23 protein-coding genes are annotated in these 21,329 nt (G+C 71.5%); 7 read left to right on the top strand and 16 right to left on the bottom strand.

The window, feature by feature from the left end:
- Positions 1 to 32: 32 nt before the first annotated feature.
- A complete protein-coding gene (locus P3T35_RS14900; RefSeq protein ID WP_101382548.1) occupies positions 33 to 1,559 on the bottom strand; it encodes a HAMP domain-containing sensor histidine kinase in 1,527 nt (508 codons plus the stop codon).
- Complete coding sequence (locus P3T35_RS14895; protein WP_280706245.1) at positions 1,556 to 2,242, bottom strand: response regulator transcription factor; 687 nt, start codon at positions 2,240 to 2,242, stop codon at positions 1,556 to 1,558. Before P3T35_RS14895 ends, P3T35_RS14900 begins: the two co-directional genes overlap by 4 nt.
- 222 nt (positions 2,243 to 2,464) lie before the next feature.
- Here P3T35_RS14895 and P3T35_RS14890 point away from each other — a divergent pair, with 222 nt between their 5' ends.
- The 3 genes from P3T35_RS14890 to P3T35_RS14880 are packed head-to-tail and all read left to right on the top strand — an operon-like array spanning position 2,465 to position 5,093.
- Positions 2,465 to 3,784 (top strand): ferredoxin reductase family protein, encoded by a 1,320-nt coding sequence (locus P3T35_RS14890; protein ID WP_280706366.1) that lies wholly within the window; start codon positions 2,465 to 2,467, stop codon positions 3,782 to 3,784.
- Positions 3,785 to 3,811: 27 nt separating this feature from the next.
- A complete protein-coding gene (locus tag P3T35_RS14885) occupies positions 3,812 to 4,306 on the top strand; it encodes an FMN-binding protein (protein ID WP_101382545.1) in 495 nt (164 codons plus the stop codon).
- Between the two features lie 37 nt (positions 4,307 to 4,343).
- Positions 4,344 to 5,093: an FAD:protein FMN transferase gene (locus tag P3T35_RS14880; protein ID WP_280706243.1), complete on the top strand. Its 750-nt coding sequence runs from the start codon at positions 4,344 to 4,346 to the stop codon at positions 5,091 to 5,093.
- Positions 5,094 to 5,125: 32 nt separating this feature from the next.
- On the opposite strand, the gene P3T35_RS14875 is transcribed toward P3T35_RS14880, so the two are convergent.
- The 3 genes from P3T35_RS14875 to P3T35_RS14865 form a co-directional block, all read right to left on the bottom strand.
- Positions 5,126 to 6,085, bottom strand: a complete 960-nt coding sequence (locus P3T35_RS14875) for a hypothetical protein (RefSeq protein WP_101385320.1) — start codon at positions 6,083 to 6,085, stop codon at positions 5,126 to 5,128.
- Positions 6,086 to 6,148: 63 nt separating this feature from the next.
- A complete protein-coding gene (locus P3T35_RS14870) occupies positions 6,149 to 7,162 on the bottom strand; it encodes a hypothetical protein (RefSeq protein ID WP_101382544.1) in 1,014 nt (337 codons plus the stop codon).
- Between the two features lie 44 nt (positions 7,163 to 7,206).
- A complete protein-coding gene (locus P3T35_RS14865) occupies positions 7,207 to 8,445 on the bottom strand; it encodes a DUF4185 domain-containing protein (protein WP_101382543.1) in 1,239 nt (412 codons plus the stop codon).
- A 287-nt stretch (positions 8,446 to 8,732) separates the two neighbouring features.
- On the opposite strand from P3T35_RS14865, the gene P3T35_RS14860 reads away from it, so the two are divergent.
- On the top strand, positions 8,733 to 9,716 hold the full coding sequence (locus P3T35_RS14860) for a helix-turn-helix domain-containing protein (RefSeq protein ID WP_280706241.1): 984 nt from the start codon (positions 8,733 to 8,735) through the stop codon (positions 9,714 to 9,716).
- 551 nt (positions 9,717 to 10,267) lie between these two features.
- Here the strand turns inward: P3T35_RS14860 and P3T35_RS14855 are convergent.
- The 8 genes from P3T35_RS14855 to P3T35_RS14820 form a co-directional block, all read right to left on the bottom strand.
- Complete coding sequence (locus tag P3T35_RS14855; RefSeq protein ID WP_101382541.1) at positions 10,268 to 11,371, bottom strand: methyltransferase domain-containing protein; 1,104 nt, start codon at positions 11,369 to 11,371, stop codon at positions 10,268 to 10,270.
- Positions 11,368 to 12,363 (bottom strand): MvdC/MvdD family ATP grasp protein, encoded by a 996-nt coding sequence (locus P3T35_RS14850; protein WP_101382540.1) that lies wholly within the window; start codon positions 12,361 to 12,363, stop codon positions 11,368 to 11,370. Before P3T35_RS14850 ends, P3T35_RS14855 begins: the two co-directional genes overlap by 4 nt.
- Complete coding sequence (locus P3T35_RS14845; protein ID WP_101382539.1) at positions 12,363 to 12,641, bottom strand: hypothetical protein; 279 nt, start codon at positions 12,639 to 12,641, stop codon at positions 12,363 to 12,365. The genes P3T35_RS14850 and P3T35_RS14845 overlap by 1 nt, the downstream gene beginning before the upstream one ends.
- 155 nt (positions 12,642 to 12,796) lie before the next feature.
- Positions 12,797 to 13,645 (bottom strand): helix-turn-helix transcriptional regulator, encoded by an 849-nt coding sequence (locus P3T35_RS14840; RefSeq protein ID WP_101382538.1) that lies wholly within the window; start codon positions 13,643 to 13,645, stop codon positions 12,797 to 12,799.
- Between the two features lie 30 nt (positions 13,646 to 13,675).
- Complete coding sequence (locus P3T35_RS14835) at positions 13,676 to 14,209, bottom strand: DUF6879 family protein (RefSeq protein ID WP_101382537.1); 534 nt, start codon at positions 14,207 to 14,209, stop codon at positions 13,676 to 13,678.
- A complete protein-coding gene (locus P3T35_RS14830) occupies positions 14,181 to 14,444 on the bottom strand; it encodes a hypothetical protein (RefSeq protein ID WP_101382536.1) in 264 nt (87 codons plus the stop codon). Before P3T35_RS14830 ends, P3T35_RS14835 begins: the two co-directional genes overlap by 29 nt.
- Before the next feature lie 249 nt (positions 14,445 to 14,693).
- A complete protein-coding gene (locus tag P3T35_RS14825) occupies positions 14,694 to 14,915 on the bottom strand; it encodes a DUF397 domain-containing protein (protein WP_101382535.1) in 222 nt (73 codons plus the stop codon).
- Entirely contained in the window at positions 14,912 to 15,763 is an 852-nt protein-coding gene (locus tag P3T35_RS14820; RefSeq protein WP_180356607.1) for a helix-turn-helix transcriptional regulator, read from the bottom strand. The genes P3T35_RS14825 and P3T35_RS14820 overlap by 4 nt, the downstream gene beginning before the upstream one ends.
- 318 nt (positions 15,764 to 16,081) lie before the next feature.
- On the opposite strand from P3T35_RS14820, the gene P3T35_RS14815 reads away from it, so the two are divergent.
- From P3T35_RS14815 to P3T35_RS14805, 3 genes are all read left to right on the top strand, one after another.
- The gene (locus P3T35_RS14815) at positions 16,082 to 16,642 is read left to right on the top strand and encodes an ATP-binding protein (protein ID WP_101382533.1); all 561 of its coding nucleotides are present in this window, start codon (positions 16,082 to 16,084) and stop codon (positions 16,640 to 16,642) included.
- Positions 16,643 to 16,698: 56 nt separating this feature from the next.
- Positions 16,699 to 17,367: a hypothetical protein gene (locus tag P3T35_RS14810; protein ID WP_101382532.1), complete on the top strand. Its 669-nt coding sequence runs from the start codon at positions 16,699 to 16,701 to the stop codon at positions 17,365 to 17,367.
- Positions 17,368 to 17,455: 88 nt separating this feature from the next.
- Entirely contained in the window at positions 17,456 to 18,184 is a 729-nt protein-coding gene (locus P3T35_RS14805) for a VIT family protein (RefSeq protein WP_101382531.1), read from the top strand.
- Here the strand turns inward: P3T35_RS14805 and P3T35_RS14800 are convergent.
- The 3 genes from P3T35_RS14800 to malQ all read right to left on the bottom strand — a co-directional run bounded on the left by P3T35_RS14800 (position 18,145) and on the right by malQ (position 21,065).
- Positions 18,145 to 18,654, bottom strand: coding sequence for a GNAT family N-acetyltransferase (locus P3T35_RS14800; protein WP_101382530.1), 510 nt, complete (start codon positions 18,652 to 18,654; stop codon positions 18,145 to 18,147). The genes P3T35_RS14805 and P3T35_RS14800 overlap by 40 nt on opposite strands.
- Before the next feature lie 74 nt (positions 18,655 to 18,728).
- Positions 18,729 to 18,977 (bottom strand): hypothetical protein, encoded by a 249-nt coding sequence (locus P3T35_RS14795; protein ID WP_101382529.1) that lies wholly within the window; start codon positions 18,975 to 18,977, stop codon positions 18,729 to 18,731.
- Between the two features lie 12 nt (positions 18,978 to 18,989).
- Complete coding sequence (gene malQ / locus P3T35_RS14790; protein WP_280706364.1) at positions 18,990 to 21,065, bottom strand: 4-alpha-glucanotransferase; 2,076 nt, start codon at positions 21,063 to 21,065, stop codon at positions 18,990 to 18,992.
- Positions 21,066 to 21,329 lie beyond the last annotated feature (264 nt).

The following is a 21,329-nucleotide window of genomic DNA, read 5'->3' as shown; positions in this document are numbered from 1 at the left end:
GAACCGCTGACACCCCCGGGATCCCGGGTACCTCAGGTGCCCGGGGCCTCGGCGTACCCGGGCAGGGTCAGCTCGAAGACCGCACCCGGGCCCGTCGTCGGCGCCAACGCGAGCTCGCCGCCGTGGGCACGGGCGATGGCGCGGGCGATGGCGAGGCCGAGGCCGGTGCCGCCGGTGCTGCGGGAGCGGGAGTGGTCGGCGCGGGCGAAGCGTTCGAAGAGCTGGGGGCGCAAGGCCTCGGGGATGCCGGGACCGTCGTCGCCGACCGTGAGTTGACCGCCCGTCAGGCGCAGCGTGACGGTGCTGCCGGGCGGGGTGTGGCGGTGGGCGTTGCTCAGCAGGTTGGCCACCACCTGGCGCAGGCGGTCCTCGTCGCCGGCGGTCAGCACCGGCTCGGCGGGCAGCTCCAGGCGCCAGTTGTGCTCGGGGGCGGCGGCGCGGGCGTCCGCGATGCAGTCCAGGGCCAGGCGGGTCAGGTCGACCTCGGCGCGGGCCAGCGGGCGCCCGGCGTCGAGGCGGGCCAGCAGCAGCAGGTCGTCGACGATGGTGCCCATCCGGCGGGACTCCGCCTCGATCCGCTCCAGCGCGTGCCGCACCGGCGGCGCGATCTCGGGGTGGCGCAGCGCCAGTTCGGCGTGGCCGCGCACGGTGGCGACCGGGGTGCGCAGCTCGTGGCCGGCGTCGGCGGCGAAGGCGCGCAGCCGGTCCTCGACGGTGTGCCGCTGGGCGAGGGCGTCCTCGACGTGGCCCAGCATCCGGTTGAGTGCCAGGCCCACCCGGCCGGTCTCGGTGTGGGGGTCGGCCGCCTCGTCGGGCACCCGCTCCTCGATCTCCACCTCGCCGCGGGCCAGCGGCAGCGCGCTGACCCGGGTGGCGGTGGCGGCGATCCGGTCCAGCGGGCGCAGCGCGAGCCGCAGCCAGCCCGTCCCGGCGAGCCCGGCCACCAGCACCGCCGAGCCGAAGACGACCACCTCGACCATCATCACCTGGTGCATGGTGTCCTCGACCGGCCGCATCGGCAGGCCGGTGACCAGCACATCGCCGTCCTGCCCGGCGACCGCCCGGACCCGGTACTCCCCCGGTCCGCTCAGCTGCACCGTGCGGGCCGGGCCGCCGACCGGGAGGTCGGCCAGCGCTCGCCGGTCGGCGGCGTCGAGCGTGACGGTGTCGTCGGTGTCGGCGGGGGTCGTGCCGGCGGCCACCGCGGTGTCGTCGGCGTCGCCGTCCACCACCCGGGCGGCGGTCACGGTGCCGTTCAGCAGCCGGGCGCCGAGGGTGCCGGGGGCCTGCGCCCGGGTGTCGCTGCGCCCGGTGCCGGCGTGCTCCAGGCTGGCGGCGTAGCGGCCGCCGGTGTCGGCGAGTTGCTGGTCCAGGCGGTCCAGCAGGCCGGTGTGCAGGGCGCTGGTGACCGCTACCCCGACCCCGGCGAAGATCAGCAGCAGCAGCGCCAGCAGGCCGGTGATCAGCCGGGCCCGCAGCGACCGGCCGCGTGGCGTCAGCGGGAGCCGCCTCAGCAAGAGCCGCTTCAGCGAGAGCCGCCTCAGTGAGAGCCGCCTCATGCGGCCGCTTTGAGCAGGTAGCCGGCGCCGCGGACGGTGTGGATCATCGGGGCCCGCCCGGCGTCGATCTTCTTGCGCAGGTAGCTGATGTAGAGCTCCACCACATGGGCCTGGCCGCCGAAGTCGTAGGACCAGACGGCGTCCAGCAGCTGCGCCTTGCTCAGCACCTGGCGCGGGTGCCGCATCAGATGGGCGAGCAGCGCGAACTCGGTGGGGCTCAGGTCGATCGGCTGCCCGCCCCTGCTCACCTCGCGGGCGGACTCCACCAGCACCAGGTCACCCAGCACCAGGGCGTCGGACGGCGGGGCGGCGGCCGGCTCGGCCCGGCGCAGCAGGCCGCGCAGCCGGACCACCACCTCGGCCAGGCTGAACGGCTTGGTCACGTAGTCGTCGCCGCCGGCCGCGATGCCGGCGATGCGGTCCTCCACGGCGTCCCGAGCGGTCAGGAACAGCACCCGGGTCTCGGGGCGCTCGGCGTGGATCTGCTCCAGCACGGCCAGCCCGTCGAGGTCGGGCAGCATCATGTCGAGCACCACGGCGTCCGGCGCCCAGCTGCGGGCCGCCGACACCGCCTCTGCGCCGGTGGCCGCGCCGACGGCCTGCCAGCCCTCGTAGCGCAGCGCCCCGCAGAGCACCTCGACAAGATCGGGTTCGTCGTCGACGACCAGGATGCGGCGGGTCATGACAACCATTCTGCCTGGCCGGGATGAGAAAGCGCTGAGATCCCCTGACCCCCTGAACCGCTCTGAACTGGGAAAACGCACCCGGGCGAGGCCGGACTCAGAGGGAACTGAGAGGTGCGGATGGCAGGGTGGCGGTTCGGTGAGCAAGGAGGACGGATCGTGAGCACAGCCACGCAGCACCGGGGCCGCCGGGCGGCGCCCACCCCGGTGCGGCCGCCCGAGCTGGCCAAGGCCGCGCTGCCGACCCTGGTGCCGATGCTGATCGCCGCCGGTGCGCTCGCCGTGCTGGCGCTGTGGTGGCGGGACACCTCGGCGGTGCGCGGCGCCGACGAGTGGCTGACCGGCGCCTCCCGGATCGCCGGGCTGCTGGCCGGCTACGGCGCACCGGTGCTGCTCCTGCTGATGGCCCGGATCCCGCTGCTGGAGCGCGAGGTGGGCGCCGACCGGCTGGCCCGCTGGCACGCCATCGGCGGCCGGTACGTGGTGAGCCTGGTCCTGGTGCACCTGGTGACCGTGATCTGGGGCTACGCCCTCACCGCACACCGCGGCGTGGTGAGCGAGACCGGGCAGCTGGTCTTCCACTACCCCGAGATGCTCAAGGCGACCCTGGGCACCCTGCTGATGCTGGGCACCGGCGTAGTCTCGGCCCGGGCCGCCCGCCGCCGGCTCAGCTACGAGACCTGGTACTACCTGCACCTGGCCACCTACCTGGCGATCGCGCTGGCCTTCGCCCACCAACTGGCCAACGGCGCGGACCTGATCGAGGGCCCCGGGCTGCTCGGCTGGTGGGCGCTCTACCTGGGCTCCTTCGCGATCCTGGGCTGGTTCCGGCTGCTGATGCCGTTCCTGCGGGACCGGCGGCACCGGCTACGGGTCGCCGAGGTGCGGCCGGAGGCGGACGGGGTGGTCTCGGTCTTCCTGACCGGCCGCAGGCTGGAGGCGCTGCGCTGCGAGCCTGGGCAGTTCTTCCGGCTGCAGTTCATGGCCCCGGGGCTGCGCTGGGCGGCCAACCCGTACTCGCTGTCCGCGCCGCCGCATCCGCGCTTCCTGCGGTTCACCGTGAAGGACCTGGGCGGGCACAGCGCGGCCGTGGCCGGGCTCCGGCCCGGGGTGCGGGTGCGCGCCGAGGGCCCGTACGGGGCGTTCACCGCGCGCCGCCGGGTGGCGCCCGGGCGGCGGGTGCTGCTGATCGCGGCCGGTGTCGGGATCACGCCGATCCGGACGCTCTTCGAGACGCTGCCGGCGAATCCCGGCCAGCTGACCCTGCTCTACCGGGCGCGCCGGGCCGAGGACGTGCTCTTCCGGGACGAGCTGGAGCGGGTGGCCGCGCGCCGCCGGGCCCGCCTCGAGCTGCTGCTCGGCGACCGGCGCCGGGTGGGCGACCCGCTCACCGCCGACTCGCTGACCCGCCTGGTGCCGGGGCTGCGGGGGCACGAGGTGTTCCTCTGCGGCCCGCCCGAGATGATGGCCGCCACCGTGCGCGAACTGCGGGCGGCGGGGGTGCCGCAGCACCTGATCCACCACGAGTCCTTTGAATTCTGACCGTCTGAACGGAAGGGGCGTCGGCCGATGCGCCGAATGATCGTCACCAGCGCGGCCACGGCGGCCGGGATCGTGCTGCTGCTCTCACTCAAGCCGCACGGCAGCGCCTCGGCGCAGTCGCTGCCGGTGATCTCCTCGGACACCGGAGCGGCCTCGGCGCCGTCCCCGGCCCCGAGCGGGAGTGGAACGTCGAACGGGCCGACCTCCGGGTCGTCGTCCCCTGCCACCCCGGCCGCCGGCGGCACCCGCACCATCACCGGCAGCGCGGTCGATACCCGGTACGGCCCCGTCCAGGTGCGGGTCACCCTCGCCGGCAGCAAGCTCACCAAGGTGGACGTGCTGCAGTACCCGTCGGAGAGCAACCGCGACGAGGAGATCAACACCTACGCCCTCCCCCAGCTCAACCAGGAGGCAATAGCGGCCGGCACCGCGCAGATCGACTCGGTCTCCGGCGCCACCTACACCAGCGACGGCTACACCAGGTCGCTGCAGAGCGCCCTCGACCAGGCCGGCATCCACTGATGCTGATGGGACAAGCCAAGGACCGGGGTGTGCGCTGATGCTGCGCCACGCAGAGCAAGTGATGGGCACCGTCGTCTCGTTCGCGGTCCCGGGCGCGGACGACCCTGCAGTACTCGCCGCGCCGATCGCCGAACTGCACCGGCTGGACCGGCTGTTCTCCACCTACCGCCCGGACAGCGACATCAGCCGGCTGGACCGCGGCGAGCTGACGGTGGAGCAGTGCGACCCGCTGGTGGCCGAGGCGCTGGACCACTGCCGGGCGGTCGCCGAGGAGAGCGACGGCTGGTTCACCGCCCGGCCCGGCGGGCGGTTGGACCCGTCCGGCTGGGTCAAGGGCTGGGCGGTGGAACGCGCCTCGGCGCTGCTCAGCGCGGCGGGCGCGACCGACCACACGATCACCGGCGGCGGCGACGTGCAGGCCCGGGGCCAGGCGGCGCCGGGGAGGCCCTGGCGGATCGGGGTCGCCGACCCGCAGCACCCGGACCGGCTGGTCGCGGTGCTCACCGCCGAGGGTGACTTCGCGGTCGCCACCTCCGGCACCGCCGAACGCGGCGCCCACATCATCGACCCGCAGACCGGCCGCCCGGCCGACCAGTTGCTCTCGCTCACCGTGATCGGCACCGACCTGGCCCGCACCGACGCCTACGCCACCGCCGGCTTCGCCATGGGCCCGCACCGCGCCCTCCCCTGGCTCACCGCCCTGCCGGGCTACGAAGCCCTTGCCGTCCTCCCCGACGGCACCCGGCTCGGCACCCCCGGCGTGGCCCGCTACCTCGCCCCGGCGTAACCCGACACGTCGCCGCACCGCTGCGAGAAGCCCTAGTTGGTGGTGATCCAGGTGCCCTGGGTGGGGTTCCAGTGGATGGTGGCGTTCTGGAAGTGCTGGGCTTTGCCGCCGTTCTCATCGACTTCGTCGGTGGTGGGGTAGCCGAGGGCGGCTTCGCGTCCGTTGGCGGCGAAGGCGTCGTAGATGGCGTCGTGGACCTCGTGGGTGCCGGTGGCCGCCGACCAGAGGAACAGCCCGTGTTCGAAGAACTGGTACCGCCCGCGCGTCCCGTTGGGTGCCTGGGCCGCGTCAGCCTCGTCCGTGGTGGGGAAGCCCCAGTGGCGCTCGGCGTCGGTCGCCCAGAAGGTGCTGAGGATGTCGCCGTAGACCGGGTGGGCCTCGTCGGGATGCCAGAGGATGATCCCGTTCTGGAACTGCTGGAACCGCCCGCCCAACGAGGAGTCGCGTTCCCCGGTGATCGGTGACCCGAGCACGCTGCCGGCCCCGCCCATCGCCGCGTACTTCGCGCCGATCGTCCCGTACGGGATCAGGTCGTCGAGCTGGTTGTACCGACGGGGCGAGAAGCCGCGCAGTCCGTTGGTCCAGGTGTCCTCCTCGGCCACGTAGCCGTAGTCGATCTCCTCGCGGACCACCGGCTGGGTGTGCGCGCCGTCCGCCCAGCGGACGAACAGCGCCACGTGGTCGGTGCCGCCGGAGTCGCGCAGCAGGGCGTCGCCGGGCTGCAGGTCGGCGGCGCCGATGTCGGTGGTGACGTTCCACAGGTCCCAGGTGGTCAGCCCGGAGCTGAGGTTCCAGGCCATCGAGACGAAACCCGAGCAGTCCGGGCGGTAGCAGCCGTACTGGTTCGAGTAGCAGCCGGTATTGCTGTACGGCACCTGGGAGTCGATCCAGGACTGCGAACGGTCCAGCACCTCGCCCCGGCCGATCGAGCCGTCGGTGGTGGAGGCACTGGCGGGCCCGGCCAGGCCGAGGCCGGCCGCGACGGCGGCCATCAGCAGTGCCGCCACGCGCCGAGCCGGGCGGCTGATGAGCGGTGACATCGTTCTTTCTCCCTGTCAGTTGGTGGTGATCCAGGTGCCCTGGGTGGAGTTCCAGTGGATGGTGGCGTTCTGGAAGTGCTGGGCCTTGCCGCCGTTCTCATCGACTTCGTCAGTGGTGGGGTAGCCGAGGGCGGCTTCGCGTCCGTTGGCGGCGAAGGCGTCGTAGATGGCGTCGTGGACCTCGTGGGTGCCGGTGGCCGCCGACCAGAGGAACAGCCCGTGTTCGAAGAACTGGTACCGCCCGCGCGTCCCGTTGGGTGCCTGGGCCGCGTCAGCCTCGTCCGTGGTGGGGAAGCCCCAGTGGCGCTCGGCGTCGGTCGCCCAGAAGGTGCTGAGGATGTCGCCGTAGACCGGGTGGGCCTCGTCGGGATGCCAGAGGATGATCCCGTTCTGGAACTGCTGGAACCGCCCGCCCAACGAGGAGTCCTCCTCGGCGCGCACCGGCAGGCCGAGCACGCTGTTCGCGCCGCCCATCGCCGCGTACTTGTCGCCGATCGTCCCGTACGGCTGGAACGCCTCGTCGCGCTGGGCCCGGGCTATGGACTCCGCCTGGTCGTAGCAGTCGGGGCAGGCCGAACGCTGGACGGCCTGGGCGAGTTGGCCGGCCGTGCTGTCCGGCATGGTCGGCTCGATCTGCAGAGCGACCTGGAAGAACTTGCTCGCGGCGTAGTCCACGTCGAGCAGTTGATCGGGCGTGCCCCAGCCCTGGGAGGGGCGCTGCTGGAACACCCCGAGCGAGTCCCGGTCGCCGCAGGCCAGGTCGTTCATGTGGGACTCGACCCAGCCGGTCTCGAAGCCGGCCAGCATCACCTTGTCGTCCGCGTTCATCCGCTGGCCGACCTCATAGACCTTGCGGGTCACGGCGATGTCGCGGTCCGGCGGGATGTAGCAGCCCGCGTCGGCCGCGGAGCGCAGGTTCAGCGGGCCCGGGATGGGCGGCTGCGCGGTCTGCGCGCGGGCCGGGGCGGCCAGGGTGGCCAGCACGGCGGCGGACAGCAGGGCGGCGAGCCGTGCGGTGGTGCGGCGCATGCGCCGTCTCCTTCGGGAGGATCCGGAGGGCAACTGGCGAACCGTCACGGGTTGATGCCGTCGTACTGGAGCACCCGGTAGGGCGACTGGCCCTGCGTCCCGTTCCACTGCGAGACGACCAGCGTCAGCGAGTTGGCGCCCGCGCTGCCCGGGTGGATGTAGCCGCCGTAGAGGTAGGGGAGTTGCGGCTTGCCCCAGTGGCTCGGCGGGAAGGCGCTGTTGCCCGCGATCTGCACCTTGGGCGCGGTCCAGACGGCGTCCGGGCGGGGTGCGGTCCGGGTGCAGATCGAGTAGTCGGCCACGTCGAAGTAGCTCATGCAGTACGTGCCGTTGATCCGCTTGACCGAGAACTCGCCGATGTTGTTGCCGGAGAGGATGACCGACGGCCCGACCTCCTGGGTCCACTGCCAGGAGCCGTTGAGGTAGGCCCAGTTCTGCTGGGCGCCGAAGTTGCCGGCCCGGAAGTCGTCGGGCTGGATCCGGAAGAGCTGGATCGCGCCGCCGTCGGCGGTGTTGTGGTGGGTGCCGTTCCAGCGCTTGGAGAAGATGTAGAGCCAGCCGTCCGGGTCGATCCCGGCGAAGGACCACATGCCGTACATGGACTGGTTGGTGCCCTGGACGTCCCCGGGCCAGTGGTACGGGTAGTCCTGCCAGGTCACGCCGTAGTCGTCGGAGTACGCCACGCCGGACATCAGCGAACCGTCGTAACCGGCCGGCGGACCCCAGGTGAAAACCGAGGTGTACTGGATGTAGGTGCGGCCGCCGAACTCGATGCAGTCGTTGGGGATCCGGCTGAACTCCCAGCCGTAGCCGTTGTCCGTCTGGTGGTTGTAGTTGAACAGCTGGTTGGCCTGGCCCCCGGTGGGCATCGCCCAGCTGAAGGAGATCGGCGAGCCGCCGGTGTTGTCGAAGGTCGCCTGGTTGAGCATCACCGGCGAGCCGAGGTACCTGCCCTGCTGGGCCGCGTTGGCCCAGGAGTCGCCGAAGACGTAGCCCCAGCTGTTGTCGTGCTCGCGGAAGTACGGGATGCCGAGGTCCCCGGAGCCCAGACCCTGCGCGCTCGCGGAGTCGCCGGGGGTGTCGCAGAGCGGGGTGCCGGTCTGGAGCATCGGGGTGAGGGCGTTCGGAGCGGCAGCGCCCCTGGCAGCGCTCCTGCCTGCAGTCGCGGCGGCGGAGCCGGCGGTGGCGACGACCAGGCCCGCGCCCAGGGTCAGACCGGCGCCCGCCCGGAGCACCGAGCGGCGGGTGTGCTCGGGACGGTCGGACTGGGAAGGGTTGGACATCGGGGGAGCCTCCTGAGGGTGGTGGTGCGTCGAGCCGGTGACATCCGCTGACGGTGTGTGAACTACCGCACACGGCGAATCCGGTGGATCGCACAGTCGCGGCACCCCGGAACGGGTTGGATGCTTGTCATGACTCGTGCGGAGCAGGGGTGCCGGGCCTCATCAAACCGGGCCCGGGGCACCCCGTCACGGGCCGCTGAGCTGCTCGGACAAACGCCGGACAAAGCCCGGACAAGGGTTGGTGAGGGCTGGGTGCGGTGCCCCGCACCGGCTGGGAGGAGAAGCAGGTGGGACGGCAGGAACAGCCACTCGACGTCGGCGGCGGCCCGCTGGCGCTCTTCGCGCTCGAACTAAGGGAGCTGCGCCGCCAGGCCGGCAGCCCGCCGTACCGTCGGCTCGCCGCCAGCACCAACTACTCCGCCTCCACGCTCGCCGAGGCGGCAGCCGGGCGGCGGCTGCCGAGCGATGCGGTGCTGGCCGCGTTCGTGACGGCGTGCGGTGGGGACCCCGTGGGGTGGGAGCGGCGGCGGGTGGAGACGCACCGGTTGATCACGGAGCCGCCGGCGGCGGCGGAGGGTGGGAGTGCGTCAGCTGAGCCGCTGTCGGATCCGGTCCCGGGTCCTCGCGATCCCCACGGTCCTCGCCGTCTCGGCAGGCGAGCGGCGATCCTGCCCCGCGTGCTCGGCGCGGTGGCCGTCGCGGTGCTCGCGCTGGTCTTCCAGGCCTGCGTACCCGGGGACTCCGCCGCACCGGGCGCGCTGGCAGCCACCGCCGATCGGGGGCCGCTGCGGGGCCCGGATCGGTGGCTGCGTCCAGGGACCGACGTACCCGCGCAGTACCGGGACCTGATCGTGGAGGCGGGCACCGGATGTCCCGAGCCCGAGGTCACGCCGGCCCTGATCGCGGCGATGCTCAAGGCCGAGAGCGGCTTCGACCCGAACCTGAGCGACCCGGCCAAGGACGAGTACGGGATTGCCCGCTGGACCCCCCGGGTGCTGCGCAACTACCTGCCGGCCGACCGTCAGAGCACCGTGCCGAACCCGCCGTTCACCGCCGAGGACTCGATCCTCGCGGTGGGGCGGATGCTCTGTGCCATCGCCCCGGAGCTGCGCGGGATCCAGGGTGACCCGGAGCTCAACCTGGCCGCTGCGTACGAGACGGCCACCTGGGTGGTGCGCAACCACGACACGGCGAGACTGGCGACGATCCAGCCGTACCTGGACCAGGTGGGCGAGAACCTGCGGCGGTACCGGCCGCTGGGCGGCGGGTAGCGGCTGGCGTGGTGCGGCATCCCGACCTCGATCCGCCTGCCGAAGGAGTGTCAAGTCAACGATCCGGCTGGCTCGTTCGAGTCGGCTGACCGCGGAGGTCGAAACCCCCAGGCGGCGACCTAGGACTTCGAGAGTCCAGTCGCGGTGCTGGCTGCCGAGTCGCACCAGTGTGCCGGGACGGTGCTGATCGGCCAGTGCTCGGGCTTTCGGGGTGGTCCACAGCGGGTCAGGCACAAGCCCTCCCAGGCGACACGACTGGGGCCCACCCACGGCACACATCACCTGACGGCCCGTCGATGTCACTTGCAGCCCCTGCAAAGCGCCCCCAGTGGGCAAGTTCGCCACCGCTGCGCCCTGCCCGGTGCTGTGCTGTTCACAGAGGCCGGAATCCCCATCGGGGCGCCGGCAGGAGGGCCAACGCTCCAGTGCCGGGCGGCCATGCGGCGCGGCCGATCAGCGTGCGGGGTTCTTTGAAGGCCGACTCGGGGCAGGCGCCCTGCAGTTGGCGTCCGTGGTCCAGGTCGTGCACCGCGGGTGTCCTCAGCCAGTAATCAAAGTGCCCAGGAGGGACCGCTGTCCGGGTGGTCGAGCCACACCCGTTGGCTGCCCTGGTCGATGGTGATCCCGAACCGGTCACGGGCCGGGCGGTCGTGGCGGGTGAAGATCCGGTAGGCGATTTCGAGTTCGGTCCACAGCTGCCGTGGGCCGCCTTCGAGTACGCCGCCGTCATCGCGTACCTCGGCGATCGACCCGTCAGCGGACCACAGGCGAGCGCTGGCCGGCTTGCCGTCGTCACCGAAGCCGTACTGCCAACCGAGGTTCGGGACGGCGATGCTCACCAGGAAGCGGAAGTCCTCGTCGGCGATCACCTCCACCGGCACGGCGGATGGGCGGGTTTCGCCTTCGGGGAGCGGCGGGCGGCGGACGACACCGCTCTCGCCGGCTGCGCGCAGGGGCATGAAGTAGGCGGGGCTGGCCAGGAACCTGCCGGAGCCCTGGTGGTTGACGACCGCCAGGCCAGAGCCGAGCGGCGCGACGATGCTGCCCCCTGTGGCGAGTTCGCGCAGCCAGGCCGTCGGGATCCTGGACAGGCCGCAGGTCGCGATGATCCGGTCGAACTGCCGGGCGGGATCGGGTTGGTGGCTCCCGGCGCCGTCTCCGGTGATGACAGTCGGCCGGTAGCCGGCGTTTGCGAGGCGTTCCCGTGCGGCGGTGGCGACGGCGGCGTCGACGTCCACCGACACCACGTTGCCGTCGCCCAAGCGGTGGCAGAGCAGCCCGGCGTTGTATCCGGTGCCGGTGCCGATCTCCTTGACCCGCATACCCTCGCGGACATCGAGGGCTTCGAGCATCACGGCCATGACGGACGGCTGGCTGGAGGAGGAGGCGGCGTTGCCGTGGATCAGGTGGGTGACCAGCGGCCGGTTCTGGTAGACGGCCGTCAACCACTCTTCGGCCCGGACTGGGTCGTCACCGCTGACACGCTCCTGGGTGCCATCCGGGCCTTGGCGGTAGAAATGCGGGACGAAGAGGTGGCGCGGTACCTCCTCGAACGCGCGGATCCACGCGGGGTCGGCGAGGTGGCCGAAGTCGATCAGCTGCTGAGCCAGTGCCTTGCGCAGTTCCTCGGCGTCCTGGTCGACGGTGCTGGTCATGCGGCGCCCTTCTCCAGCAGGTCGGCGATGGCGGTGGTGATGGCGGTGCGGGTGCAGTCGATCCACGCCCACTGGCCACCGGGGTTCACGTCGACCAGCCAGTGGGTGCCGTCATGGTCGACGATCAAGTCCACTGCGGCGTAAACGAGTCCGAGACGGAACAGCATGTCGAGGATGCCGGTACGGACGGGGGCTGGGAGGTCGGCTTCGGTGTAGACGAGATTCGTCGAGTCGGTGCGCCAGTCGAGTCGGCCAGGGCCGTCGGGTGCCTCGATTCGTACAACGAACAGCTTTCCTGCCACGCAGGTCACGCGGACCTCGTACGCTTTGTCGGTGATCTCCTGCTGGAACAGGTGCGCGGTCAGCGCGATGCGCGGGTTCTCCCAGTCCTCGGCCGCCACCCGAGCGGTGTAGAGCTGGCCGCGCTTGCCGCCCTCGGTGTGGACGATGCCGCCGAGCACCTTGGTGACGATCCGACCGCCGCATCGTTCGGCGAAAGGACGAACTGCGAGTGGATCATTGGTGATCAGCGTGGGTGGGACGGACAGGCCCGACTCCGCTGCCGCGGCAAGCTGTGTGGGCTTGGTGCAGTCGGCGTTGCGCTCGGGCCGGTTGACCCAGAGCACGCCGGGCAGTGTGCCGAGGACGCCTGGGAGCGAACGCTTCGCCTGCGAGGCGGCGAACTTCTGCTCGGAGACTGCCATGGTGTCCGGCCAACGGTAGGCGGTGGGCTTGCGCCACCACACGGCGCCGAGCTCGGTGAGGTCGATTCTGCGGGTGAGTCCGGCCAGAGCGCCGGTCCAGCCGTACGTGGCGCTCAACTCTGCTGTCATGGTCATCTTTTGGGGGAAGTCGGCCAGGTCGGTTCGCCAGAACACCACGCCTCGGCTGTTGAGCTCGCGCAGTACGTAGTCGGCGGGGGGGTCCAGGTCATGGGTGATGACGAGCACGCGGGGCGCGGAACCCCGCGTGCTGTGAGTGCCGTCGGTCATCAGTCGTCGTTCTGGTCATAGTCGACGCTGATGACGGTCTGACCGTCCGACTCGGTCTGACAACCCGAGACCTCCATCGTCGGGAGGTTGATCGCCACCAGGCCATTGATGATCGAGAGCTGGGTGACCGGGTCCACGGTGACGGGCGGCAACTCGACGACGACGACCGGGTTCGTCATGGAGTCCAGACCGAACGGACGGGTGGTCTTCGGTCCGGCCAGCGCGGACTCCACGTCGAGGTTGAGCATGGGGGCGCGATCGGGGGTGAGCACAGACATGCTGTTCGCTCCTTCTGCGTGGTGCCGATGGGCGCTCCCTCCTGGCAGGAGGGGACTCCGAACGGGCCCGAGGTCTTGCAAAGCCCGAGCGGCGCCATCGAAGCTACGGAACGGCAGTCAGCGGCCTCAACGAGATTGCGGGAAATTGCACTGATTCACCCGAGGGTGTCGATTGCCGTGGTGATCAACATACGGGCCGAATCTCCGTATACCGCCATTGTGGACAGCCCTGCGAAAGCCCGGCCGTAGTCGGCCAGTTCACGGGGCTGCCTGACGTTGATCTCCGCCGTCAAGCTCTCGACCACGGCATGCCGGTCGTCGAAGATGTAGAACGCTTCGAGTGGCCAGACCGACCGCTGGGCGGTGAACGGGATGATGCCGAGCGACACTGAGGCGAGCGGCATCACGGTGAGCAGGTGCCGGAGTTGACCACGCATCGTCTCGGCATCGCCGATGCGGTACCGCAGCACGGTCTCCTCCATCAGCACGACGAATCGGTGGCCGCCTTCGTACAGGAAGCGGCTGCGGGCGACCCGGGCGGCGACGGCCTCCGCCACGTCGTCAGGAGTCCCCTGGAACTGCGTGATGGAACGCATCAAGGCCGTTGCATAAGCGGGAGTCTGGAAAAATCCGGGCACGACATTGGAGACGTAGACACGGCACAGCCGGGCCTGCTCGTTCAGTGTGTAGACGTTCTCCTGGACCTTGCGCATGCCGTTGCGTTGGAGGCGGCGCCACTCCACGTACATCGACTCGACCGCGCGTGTGGTGGCGATGAGGTCCGCGAGCTGGTCCTCGGCGCCGCAGGCTGCGCACCATGCCTGGATGTCCGAGTCAGCAGGAGCGGTCTTCGCAGAGAGGATGCGGGAGGTCTTCGCCGGGTGCCAGCCGCACCGGGCAGACAGCTCACTTCCGTTGAGACCTGCGTCCAGCATCAGATCGCGCAGCCGCGCGGCAACAGCGGCTCGGGCGGCCTGGGCGCTGGATGATGGTGACGAGGGCAAGAGCTGACTGTCCGGTGAGTGGCGGCAGGGTCAGACGGCGTACTTCGCGTGGTCGATACCACGCGCCCAGACGGACTCGAACGCTGAGACGCAGAGCTGTACGACCGCCGGGTCCTCGGTCAGTTCGTACTGCGGGTCGGCCCAGTCCCCGTTGCCGGTGAAGTGGTTGAACTCGACAAGCCGGCCGTCGAACACCCAGAAATCGTTACCAGGCACCGCGATGTCCGATGCCAGCCGGCGTGGCAGCCAGCGGACCTGCTCGCCGGCCGCGATGTTCACCACGGTCCCGGCGTGCTCGAAACGGATGTAGTCGGTCACCGGCTCCGAGACGATCCGAGCCCTGCGCATGACCACTCCGCGGCCGATGGCCTCCCGAACCAGCGGCACCCACGCGGCCCAGCCGTCGGACTCGGGGTCAAGGTCGGGGTGGATGCCGGTCTGCCTGAAGTGCTCGAAGTCCGTCGCCTCGTCTCCCACGCCGTACCAGTCGCGCATCTCCAGGTGCACCGCCGAGTGTCGGGCAGCCTTGAGCAGCTCAGAGAAGTCCGGAACGCTCTGCGTCATCGAGTGCCTTCCTCACGATTGCCGCCATGCGGAGCGGGATCCGGGCCACCACCTCGTCCTCGGGGATCCCGGTCGCGTGGCCCGGAACCCACTCAGTGGTGCTGATCCGGGCCAGGAGCCCCGCGTCAGGCTTCCGGCCTTGGATCACCAGTTCCAGCTCCTCGTCGTCCACCCACACCGTGGGCGATCCATTGCCCTGGGTTTCGGGGTCCATACCGCTGAACCGCAGCGCCATCGTGCCCTCCCGTACCAAGTCGGTTGCGCATTCCGCAGCACACAGTGTCGCTGACATGGCTGCCAGTCAAGACAGCGTCACCCACGGTGAAACAGTCCGCAGTGCTGAGTTGATCGCTTCGAATCCGACGGATGTCGGGAGCGTGCGGTCGACAGTGCGACCCCGGCGGTGGGTGGGCGCCGGGGTCGGGCGTTACTGCTGTGGTGGGCACCCTGCGGAGAGTGCCCACCACAGCAACGCGGCGGCGGGTCAGTGCGCGATGGTCAGCGCGCTGTCGGCGAGCGCGCTGGTGAACATGGCGAAGGCGGCATCGGTGAACCGGAGGGCGGGGCCGTGCGGGTTCTTGGAGTCCCGGACCGCAACGCCGGCGGTCCCATCGGCCGCGCACTCGACGCAGTTCTCATTGCCCCCGCTGTAGCTGGACTTGAGGAAGGCCAGCCCGGTGGCGGCGGCGTCGGGGTAGTAGTTCACGTGATCTTGTCTCTCTGTGCGGTGATGAAGGCGAGCGAGTCGTCCTTCGTCATGGCCTCGGATGTGATGTCCCGGAAGCTCGCCCGGTAGCGGTCAACCCCGTCCGCGTCCTCGACGAAGAGGCTGCTCATCAGACCTTCGACCAGGACGACGTCGAACTCGGGACGGTGGGTGAAGCCGTAGATGGCCATCGCGCCGCCCATGCCCGGGTGGATGGATGCGGTGGACGGCATGACCAAGGTGGTGACGTTGGGCTGCCGGTTGAGGAGGAGCAGCTTGTCCAGCTGCGGGCCCATGATGTCGGGGCGGGAGCGATTGGCGAGCAGCGCGGACTCATGGATGATCGCGTAGAGGTTGACCGGGTTGGGGCGGGTCAGCACGGCCTGCCGCGCCATTCGGACGGCAACCTGGTCCTCGATGGTGCCGCCCATGCCACCGCCCAGGCGCTCGATGACGAGGCGGGCGTAGTCAGGCGTCTGGCACAGGCCGGGGACGTAGGCCGGCTCGTACGTCTCGATCTTGGAGGCGTCGGCCTCCAGTCGGACCATGTCGAACGCGACGGAGTTGAGCGCGTCGCTGTAGCCGAGCCACCAACCCCGGCGACTGGCGCCGTCCTTGGTGATCTCCACCAGGTGCGTCCTGGAGCTCTCGTCCGAGACTTCGTAGTGGTCGAGCAGTCTGATCACGTCGGCGACCTTGGCAGCGACCTGGGCGTTCTCGATCCGGGTGACCTTGGTCTGGCTCCAGCCGAGCACATCGGCGACCTGCTCGGCGGTCAGGCTCTTCCCCTCGCGCAATCTGCGCAACACGTTCCCGAGTTGGCGCCGGCGCAGTGTCGAGTGAGCCATCCCCCTGCCCTTCCTTTCAGTTGAACAGTCTGCCTGCCGGGCACGCGTACGCGCCACCAGCAATCGGGAGTGTACGCGGCCGATCGGCGTTCGAATTCGCATATATGCACACCTTGACGAATGAGTTGCTTTGACCTTGGCACCTGGTCCATGCTGTTTGTGACGAACCGCTTGCTGACTGTCACGCCAGTCGGCATGGTTCCTCGCGACTGCACGCTGGCCGGTACTTGATTCGCCGTCAGGAGGTCGAATCTCGCAGTCCGGCCCTTCCCTCTCGCCGCCCGGCTCGTCGCTGATGCGGCACTTGGAGGTCATCTGATGTCCGCGATTGAACTCACCGCTCCGGCCAAGCCCGAGGCGATCCGCGAGATTCGTCAGCGGCTCCGATATGCCCTGGAGGCCCAGGAGTTGCTGGGCCAGGAGCAAATCGCCGACCTGCTGGTCATGGTCTCCGAGGCCGCGACCAACGGGCTGCGGCACGGCTGCGATCCGGCGCGCCAGGACGAGCAACTCACCGTCGCCGTGCGGCTGGTAGATGGCGTGCGGGTGCGGGTCGAGGTGACCGATCCGGGGACCGGGACGGCGCAGAAGCCCGAGCCCGGGGAGGAGGACGAGCACGGGCGCGGGTTGCAGATCATCGCCGAGCTGTCGTCCGACTTCGGTGTGGTGTACGGCGAGGAGGGGGCGCGCACCACGTGGTTCGAGCTGCTGACGCGCGCTGCGCTCCCAGAGCCGGCCGACGGTGACGTGATGGCCGGTCGCGGGGCAGTACAGGGCCGCGTGCTGGAGGTCCTGCCCGGCGAGCTCAGCGTGACGGCGCCGCGAGCCAAAGCCGTGCCCGCCCAGAACCGCCGCACGTCCGCGCGGCGGGTGGCCTGACCCTTCAGTCGGCCCGGAGCGGCTCCGGGCCGACTCGCATGAATCGAGGAGTCTCCTTGAACAGCACGATTCCGTTCGATGCGCTGCCCCTGCTGCCCCTGCTGCCCGGCCAACTCGGCGACCTGACTGACGCCTTGGACCTGGCGGGTGACACGCTGTCGCAGATGCCACAAGAGGGAGCGCGACGCGGATGCACGGTCGCCATCGACGCGCGGGTCTCACCGACCTTCACGGCCTCGACGCCGGCGGCGGTCTTCCAACTGGCGGGCCACTACTTCGGCCAGGCCGGCCGCTGCGAGATCCACGGGGTCAGCTGGGCCGAGCGGGCCGGCAGCGGCCAGTGCGAGCTGACCGTCCTGACCGGCTGGGCGGACGCCTCTGTTGATCCCGAAGTGCCCGAGGCACTTGAAGGTGCGCCGCACCATGACGCCCTGTCACTGCCGCCGGAGCGGGCAGCGGCACTGGCCCGCGACGTGGCGCAGGCCCGGGCGGCACTGCGTGCGACGCCGAGCGGTTCGGCCTCCGGTGAGATCTCGGTCCTGCTGGACGCCATCGCGGCGTTCACCGGGACCGGAGCACGGGAGGTCTTCGCCGGCGCGGCCGCATACCTCGACACGCCGGGCCGGGTGCGCGTCCACGCCGCCATGTGGAACAGCCACGGCCGCCGGTACACGCTGCGCCTGTGCGTCAGCCGGCCCGACGAAGACGTCACCGAACCGTCGTGACCAGGAGGTCACCTGGCCCTCGCGTAACCCGACACGCCGGGGCGCCGATCACCGCCGAAACCGGCGCCCGGCATGCCGACACTGAAACGTGGACGACACCCCCAAACCCCACACGCCCCACGCCCATGAGCCGCACGGCGAAGGCCTGAGCGTCCGGCTGAACTGGCTGCGCGCCGGAGTGCTGGGCGCCAACGACGGCATCGTGTCGACGGCCGGCCTGGTGGTCGGGGTGGCCGGCGCCACCAGCTCGTCGACCGCGCTGCTCGCCGCGGGCCTGGCCGGGCTGCTGGCCGGGTCGCTCTCGATGGCCTCCGGCGAGTACGTCTCGGTGAGCGCCCAGCGCGACTCGGAGCGGGCCGCCCTGGCCGTGGAGGAGCGTGAGCTGGCCGAGCAACCCGATGCCGAACTGGCGGAGCTGACCGGCCTGTTGGCCCAGCGCGGGCTGACCGAGGAGGTGGCCCGCGAGGTCGCCGAGCAGCTCACCGCCCGGGACGCACTGACCGCGCACGCCCAGGTGGAGCTGGGCATCGACCCGGAGCAGATGTCCAACCCCTGGCACGCCGCCTGGGCCAGCTGCCTGGCGTTCACGGTGGGCGCGCTGCTGCCGCTGCTGGCGATCGTGCTGCCACCGGTCTCGCTGCGGGTGCCGGTGACGGTGGTGGCGGTGCTCTGCGCGCTGGTGGTCACCGGCTGGGTGGGCGCCCGGCTGGGCGACTCGCCGGTGCGGCCGTCGGTGCTGCGGAACGTGGTGGGCGGCGGGCTGGCGATGGCGATCACCTATGCGGCGGGCTCGCTGATCGGGGCGTCGGGGGTCTGAGGAACCGTCACGGTGAAGACTGGTAGCACCCTCCCCGGGATCGAGCCCGACGGTGTCTCGCCGGTGCGCACCGCGCCCTGGGCCGCGTAGAAGTCGGCTGCGTAGGGGTCCGCGTCGATGGTCAGCTGGGTGAAGCCGGCGGTCCGGGCCAGCTCCAGCAGGCCGCGGTAGAGCCGCCCGCCGAGGCCCTGGCCGATCGCGGCCGGCTCGACGAAGAGCATCGCCAGCTCGCCCACCGGTGCGGTGCCGGCCAGCAGGCCGAAGCCGAGCGCTGTGCCGGCGCGCTCGGCGACCAGGGTGCGGCCGGGCACCAGCTGTTCCGGCCTCAGGGTCAGCTCGTCGCGGCAGGAAGCCATGAAGGCTTCGTCATATCCCCAGTGCGCCTTGGAGCGGAGCACGAGCGCGGTCAGTGGCTCGGCCTCCGCCGGGCGGGCGGGGCGGAGCAACGGGGTGTCGGCAGCGTCGTCCATCCGGCCACCGTCGCACACGACTCAGCGCCCCCGCCCGCGAATTTCTCGCGAGCGGGGGCGCCGGTGAAGCCTGTTCAGCGGGTGGTCTTGCCCTTGCTGCTGTTCCGGGTGCCCAGCATGACCAGCCCGGTGATCACCACGAAGGAGAGAACCGGGATGCCGACGTAGAGGCCGAGGGTCTGCGCGATGGACAGGCCCGGGCCCGGGTCGTCGCCGTCGTCCCTGGTCAGGGCGAAGGCGGGCGACGTCAGCAGCATCATCAGCGTGGCCGCCGCGGAGACCGCACCGGCGCGCAAAGCGTTCCTCTTGTCCACGTTTCCCAAGGTACCGGCCCCTTATCGGGGGGCGCGCGGCGGGGTCGGCCTTCCGGGTCCGGGCTGGCCGGCGGCCAGGCGGGGGGTCAGCCGGTCGGCGGTGGCGCGCGGGCCCGGCTCGGCTGCCAGCCGCTCCAGGGTGACCGGGACGCCCGCGCCGTCGGCCACCGGCAGCCGCCAGTTCGGGTACTGGTCCCAGGTGCCGGGCAGGTTCTGCGGGCGCGGGTCGCCGACCATGTCCGGCAGCCAGACCCCGACCAGCTCGGCGGGGGTGGCCAGCAGGAAGTCGTAGAGCGCGGCCTGGTCCAGCTCGGCGCCCTCGGCCAGCATGCCGATCCGGACCAGCTCGGTGCGCCAGTCAGCCAGTTCGGCGGCCGCGTTCTCCTGCTCCTCGGCCAGCGGGCGGGCCAGCAGGCCCAGTTGGTGACGGAGCACGACGTGCTCGCCGGACAGCCGGGCGGCGGTGCTGGGCAGGTCGTGGGTGGTGAGGGTGGCCAGGCAGCCGGCCCGCCAGCGCTTGGGGTCCAGCGGCGCGCCCTTGGGGCCGAGCTCGCCGGCCCAGTCCCGTTCGAACCAGAGCACCGAGGTGCCGAGCACCCCGCGGGCGGCCAGCTCCTCCCGCACCCCGGGCTCCACGGTGCCCAGGTCCTCGCCGATCACCGCGGTGCCGGCCCGGTGCGCCTCCAGGGCGAGCACCCCGAGCATCGCCTCGGCGTCGTAGCGGACGTAGGTGCCCTCGGTGGGCGGTCGGCCGGCCGGCACCCACCAGAGCCGGAACAGGCCCATCACATGGTCGATCCGGATCGCCCCGGCGTGCCGGGCGGCGGCCCGCAGCAGTTCGGCCAGCGGCGCGTAGCCGGCCGCGGCGAGCGCGTCCGGGCGCCAGGGCGGCAGGCCCCAGTCCTGGCCGTGCGCGTTGAAGGCGTCCGGCGGGGCGCCGACCGAGATGCCGCTCGCCAGGTAGTCCTGCAGCGCCCAGGCGTCGGCCCCGCCGGGGTGGACGCCGATCGCCAGGTCGTGGATCAGCCCGATCGCCATCCCGGCGTCGCGGGCGCTCTGCTGGGCGCGGCCGAGCTGCTCGTCCAGCAGCCAGGTCAGCCAGCGGTGGAACTCCACCCGGTCGGCGAGTTCGGCTTGGGCGGCGGCGACCTGCGGGGTTCCCGGGTGACGCAGGCCGGCCGGCCAGTGCTGCCAGTCGCCGCCGTGCTTCTCGGCGAGCGCGCACCAGGTGGCGTACCGCTCCAGCCAGTCGCCCTCGCGGCGGACGAACGACTGGTAGGCGGCCTCCCGGCCGGGGCCGCGCGGAACGGTGTGCAGCAGCTCCAGGGCCTCGCGCTTGACCGCCCAGACCGCGTCCCGGTCGATCAGCCCGTCGTGGTCGAGCACCTCGGTGCGCAACCGCCCGGCCCGCTCGGCCAGTTCGTCCAGCCGGACCCGGTCGGCGGCCAGGGTGCGGGCGTACTCGGGCACCGCCTCGATCCGCAGGTGGACCGGGTCGGCGAAGCGGCGGCTGGAGGGGCGGTAGGGCGAGGGGTCGGAGGGCAGGGTGGGCAGCGCCGCGTGCAGCGGGTTGATCTGCAGGAAGTCGGCGCCCAGGGCCGCTCCCGACCACTGGGCGAGCTCGGTCAGGTCGCCCAAGTCGCCCATTCCCCAGGAGCGTTCGGAGAGCACCGAGTAGAGCTGGGCGAGGAAGCCCCAGCCGCGCCCGGGTAGCGGTTCGAGCCGCTGCGGCGCCACGATCAGGGTGGCGGTCTCGGAGCGGTCGGGCAGCTCCATCCGCAGGGTGTGCCGGCCCAGCGGCAGGTCGGCGGGCAGCCAGTGGGACCGGCCCGGTGGCACCTCCCACTGGCCGCCGTCCTCCAGCTCGATGGTCAGCCGGGCGGCAGCGGGCACGTCCAGCGCGCTGCGGCGGCCGACCCGCACCACCAGGGCGGGCGGCAGCAGCCGGGCGGCCTGGGCGGCGCGGCGCTCGGCGAGGGCCTGTTCGACCGCCTCCGGGGTGGTCGCGTCCACGCCGAGCGCACCCAGCACGGCGATCAGGGTCGCCGCGGGCACCGGGATGTGCCGGCCGTCGCCCGGGTCGTAGCTGGCGTCCACGCCGTGGTGGTGGGCAAGTGCGACCAGCCGGGCGCTCGGGGCGTCCGGTGCCGCCGGGTCGGCGCCGGCCGCGCCCGATGATTCGTCAGGGTTCTCGTCGGAACGGTCGAGGTATGCGGCCAACGCGGTCTCCTACCGGGACTCGATGGGCGGTCAGGATCCACTCCTACCCGGGGCGTCCGGCCGCCATCCGCAGCGGCGCGCCGACCGCGTGCACAATGCCCGCTTGCGCACATGCCTGCGGCACGTGCGCACCGCTCGGAC

This window comes from Kitasatospora sp. GP30, assembly GCF_029892145.1.
Classification (GTDB): Bacteria; Actinomycetota; Actinomycetes; order Streptomycetales; family Streptomycetaceae; genus Kitasatospora; species Kitasatospora acidiphila.
This window is presented reverse-complemented; position numbering and strand designations above follow the sequence as displayed.

Coding starts and splice junctions, on each gene's coding strand:
- P3T35_RS14900 (WP_101382548.1), bottom strand. CDS start 1,559: ATGAGGCGGCTCTCACTGAGGCGGCTCTCGCTGAAGCGGCTCTTGCTG.
- P3T35_RS14895 (WP_280706245.1), bottom strand. CDS start 2,242: ATGACCCGCCGCATCCTGGTCGTCGACGACGAACCCGATCTTGTCGAG.
- P3T35_RS14885 (WP_101382545.1), top strand. CDS start 3,812: ATGCGCCGAATGATCGTCACCAGCGCGGCCACGGCGGCCGGGATCGTG.
- P3T35_RS14880 (WP_280706243.1), top strand. CDS start 4,344: ATGCTGCGCCACGCAGAGCAAGTGATGGGCACCGTCGTCTCGTTCGCG.
- P3T35_RS14875 (WP_101385320.1), bottom strand. CDS start 6,085: ATGGCCGCCGTCGCGGCCGGCCTCGGCCTGGCCGGGCCCGCCAGTGCC.
- P3T35_RS14870 (WP_101382544.1), bottom strand. CDS start 7,162: ATGCGCCGCACCACCGCACGGCTCGCCGCCCTGCTGTCCGCCGCCGTG.
- P3T35_RS14865 (WP_101382543.1), bottom strand. CDS start 8,445: ATGTCCAACCCTTCCCAGTCCGACCGTCCCGAGCACACCCGCCGCTCG.
- P3T35_RS14855 (WP_101382541.1), bottom strand. CDS start 11,371: ATGACCAGCACCGTCGACCAGGACGCCGAGGAACTGCGCAAGGCACTG.
- P3T35_RS14850 (WP_101382540.1), bottom strand. CDS start 12,363: ATGACCGACGGCACTCACAGCACGCGGGGTTCCGCGCCCCGCGTGCTC.
- P3T35_RS14845 (WP_101382539.1), bottom strand. CDS start 12,641: ATGTCTGTGCTCACCCCCGATCGCGCCCCCATGCTCAACCTCGACGTG.
- P3T35_RS14835 (WP_101382537.1), bottom strand. CDS start 14,209: ATGACGCAGAGCGTTCCGGACTTCTCTGAGCTGCTCAAGGCTGCCCGA.
- P3T35_RS14830 (WP_101382536.1), bottom strand. CDS start 14,444: ATGGCGCTGCGGTTCAGCGGTATGGACCCCGAAACCCAGGGCAATGGA.
- P3T35_RS14820 (WP_180356607.1), bottom strand. CDS start 15,763: ATGGCTCACTCGACACTGCGCCGGCGCCAACTCGGGAACGTGTTGCGC.
- P3T35_RS14815 (WP_101382533.1), top strand. CDS start 16,082: ATGTCCGCGATTGAACTCACCGCTCCGGCCAAGCCCGAGGCGATCCGC.
- P3T35_RS14800 (WP_101382530.1), bottom strand. CDS start 18,654: ATGGACGACGCTGCCGACACCCCGTTGCTCCGCCCCGCCCGCCCGGCG.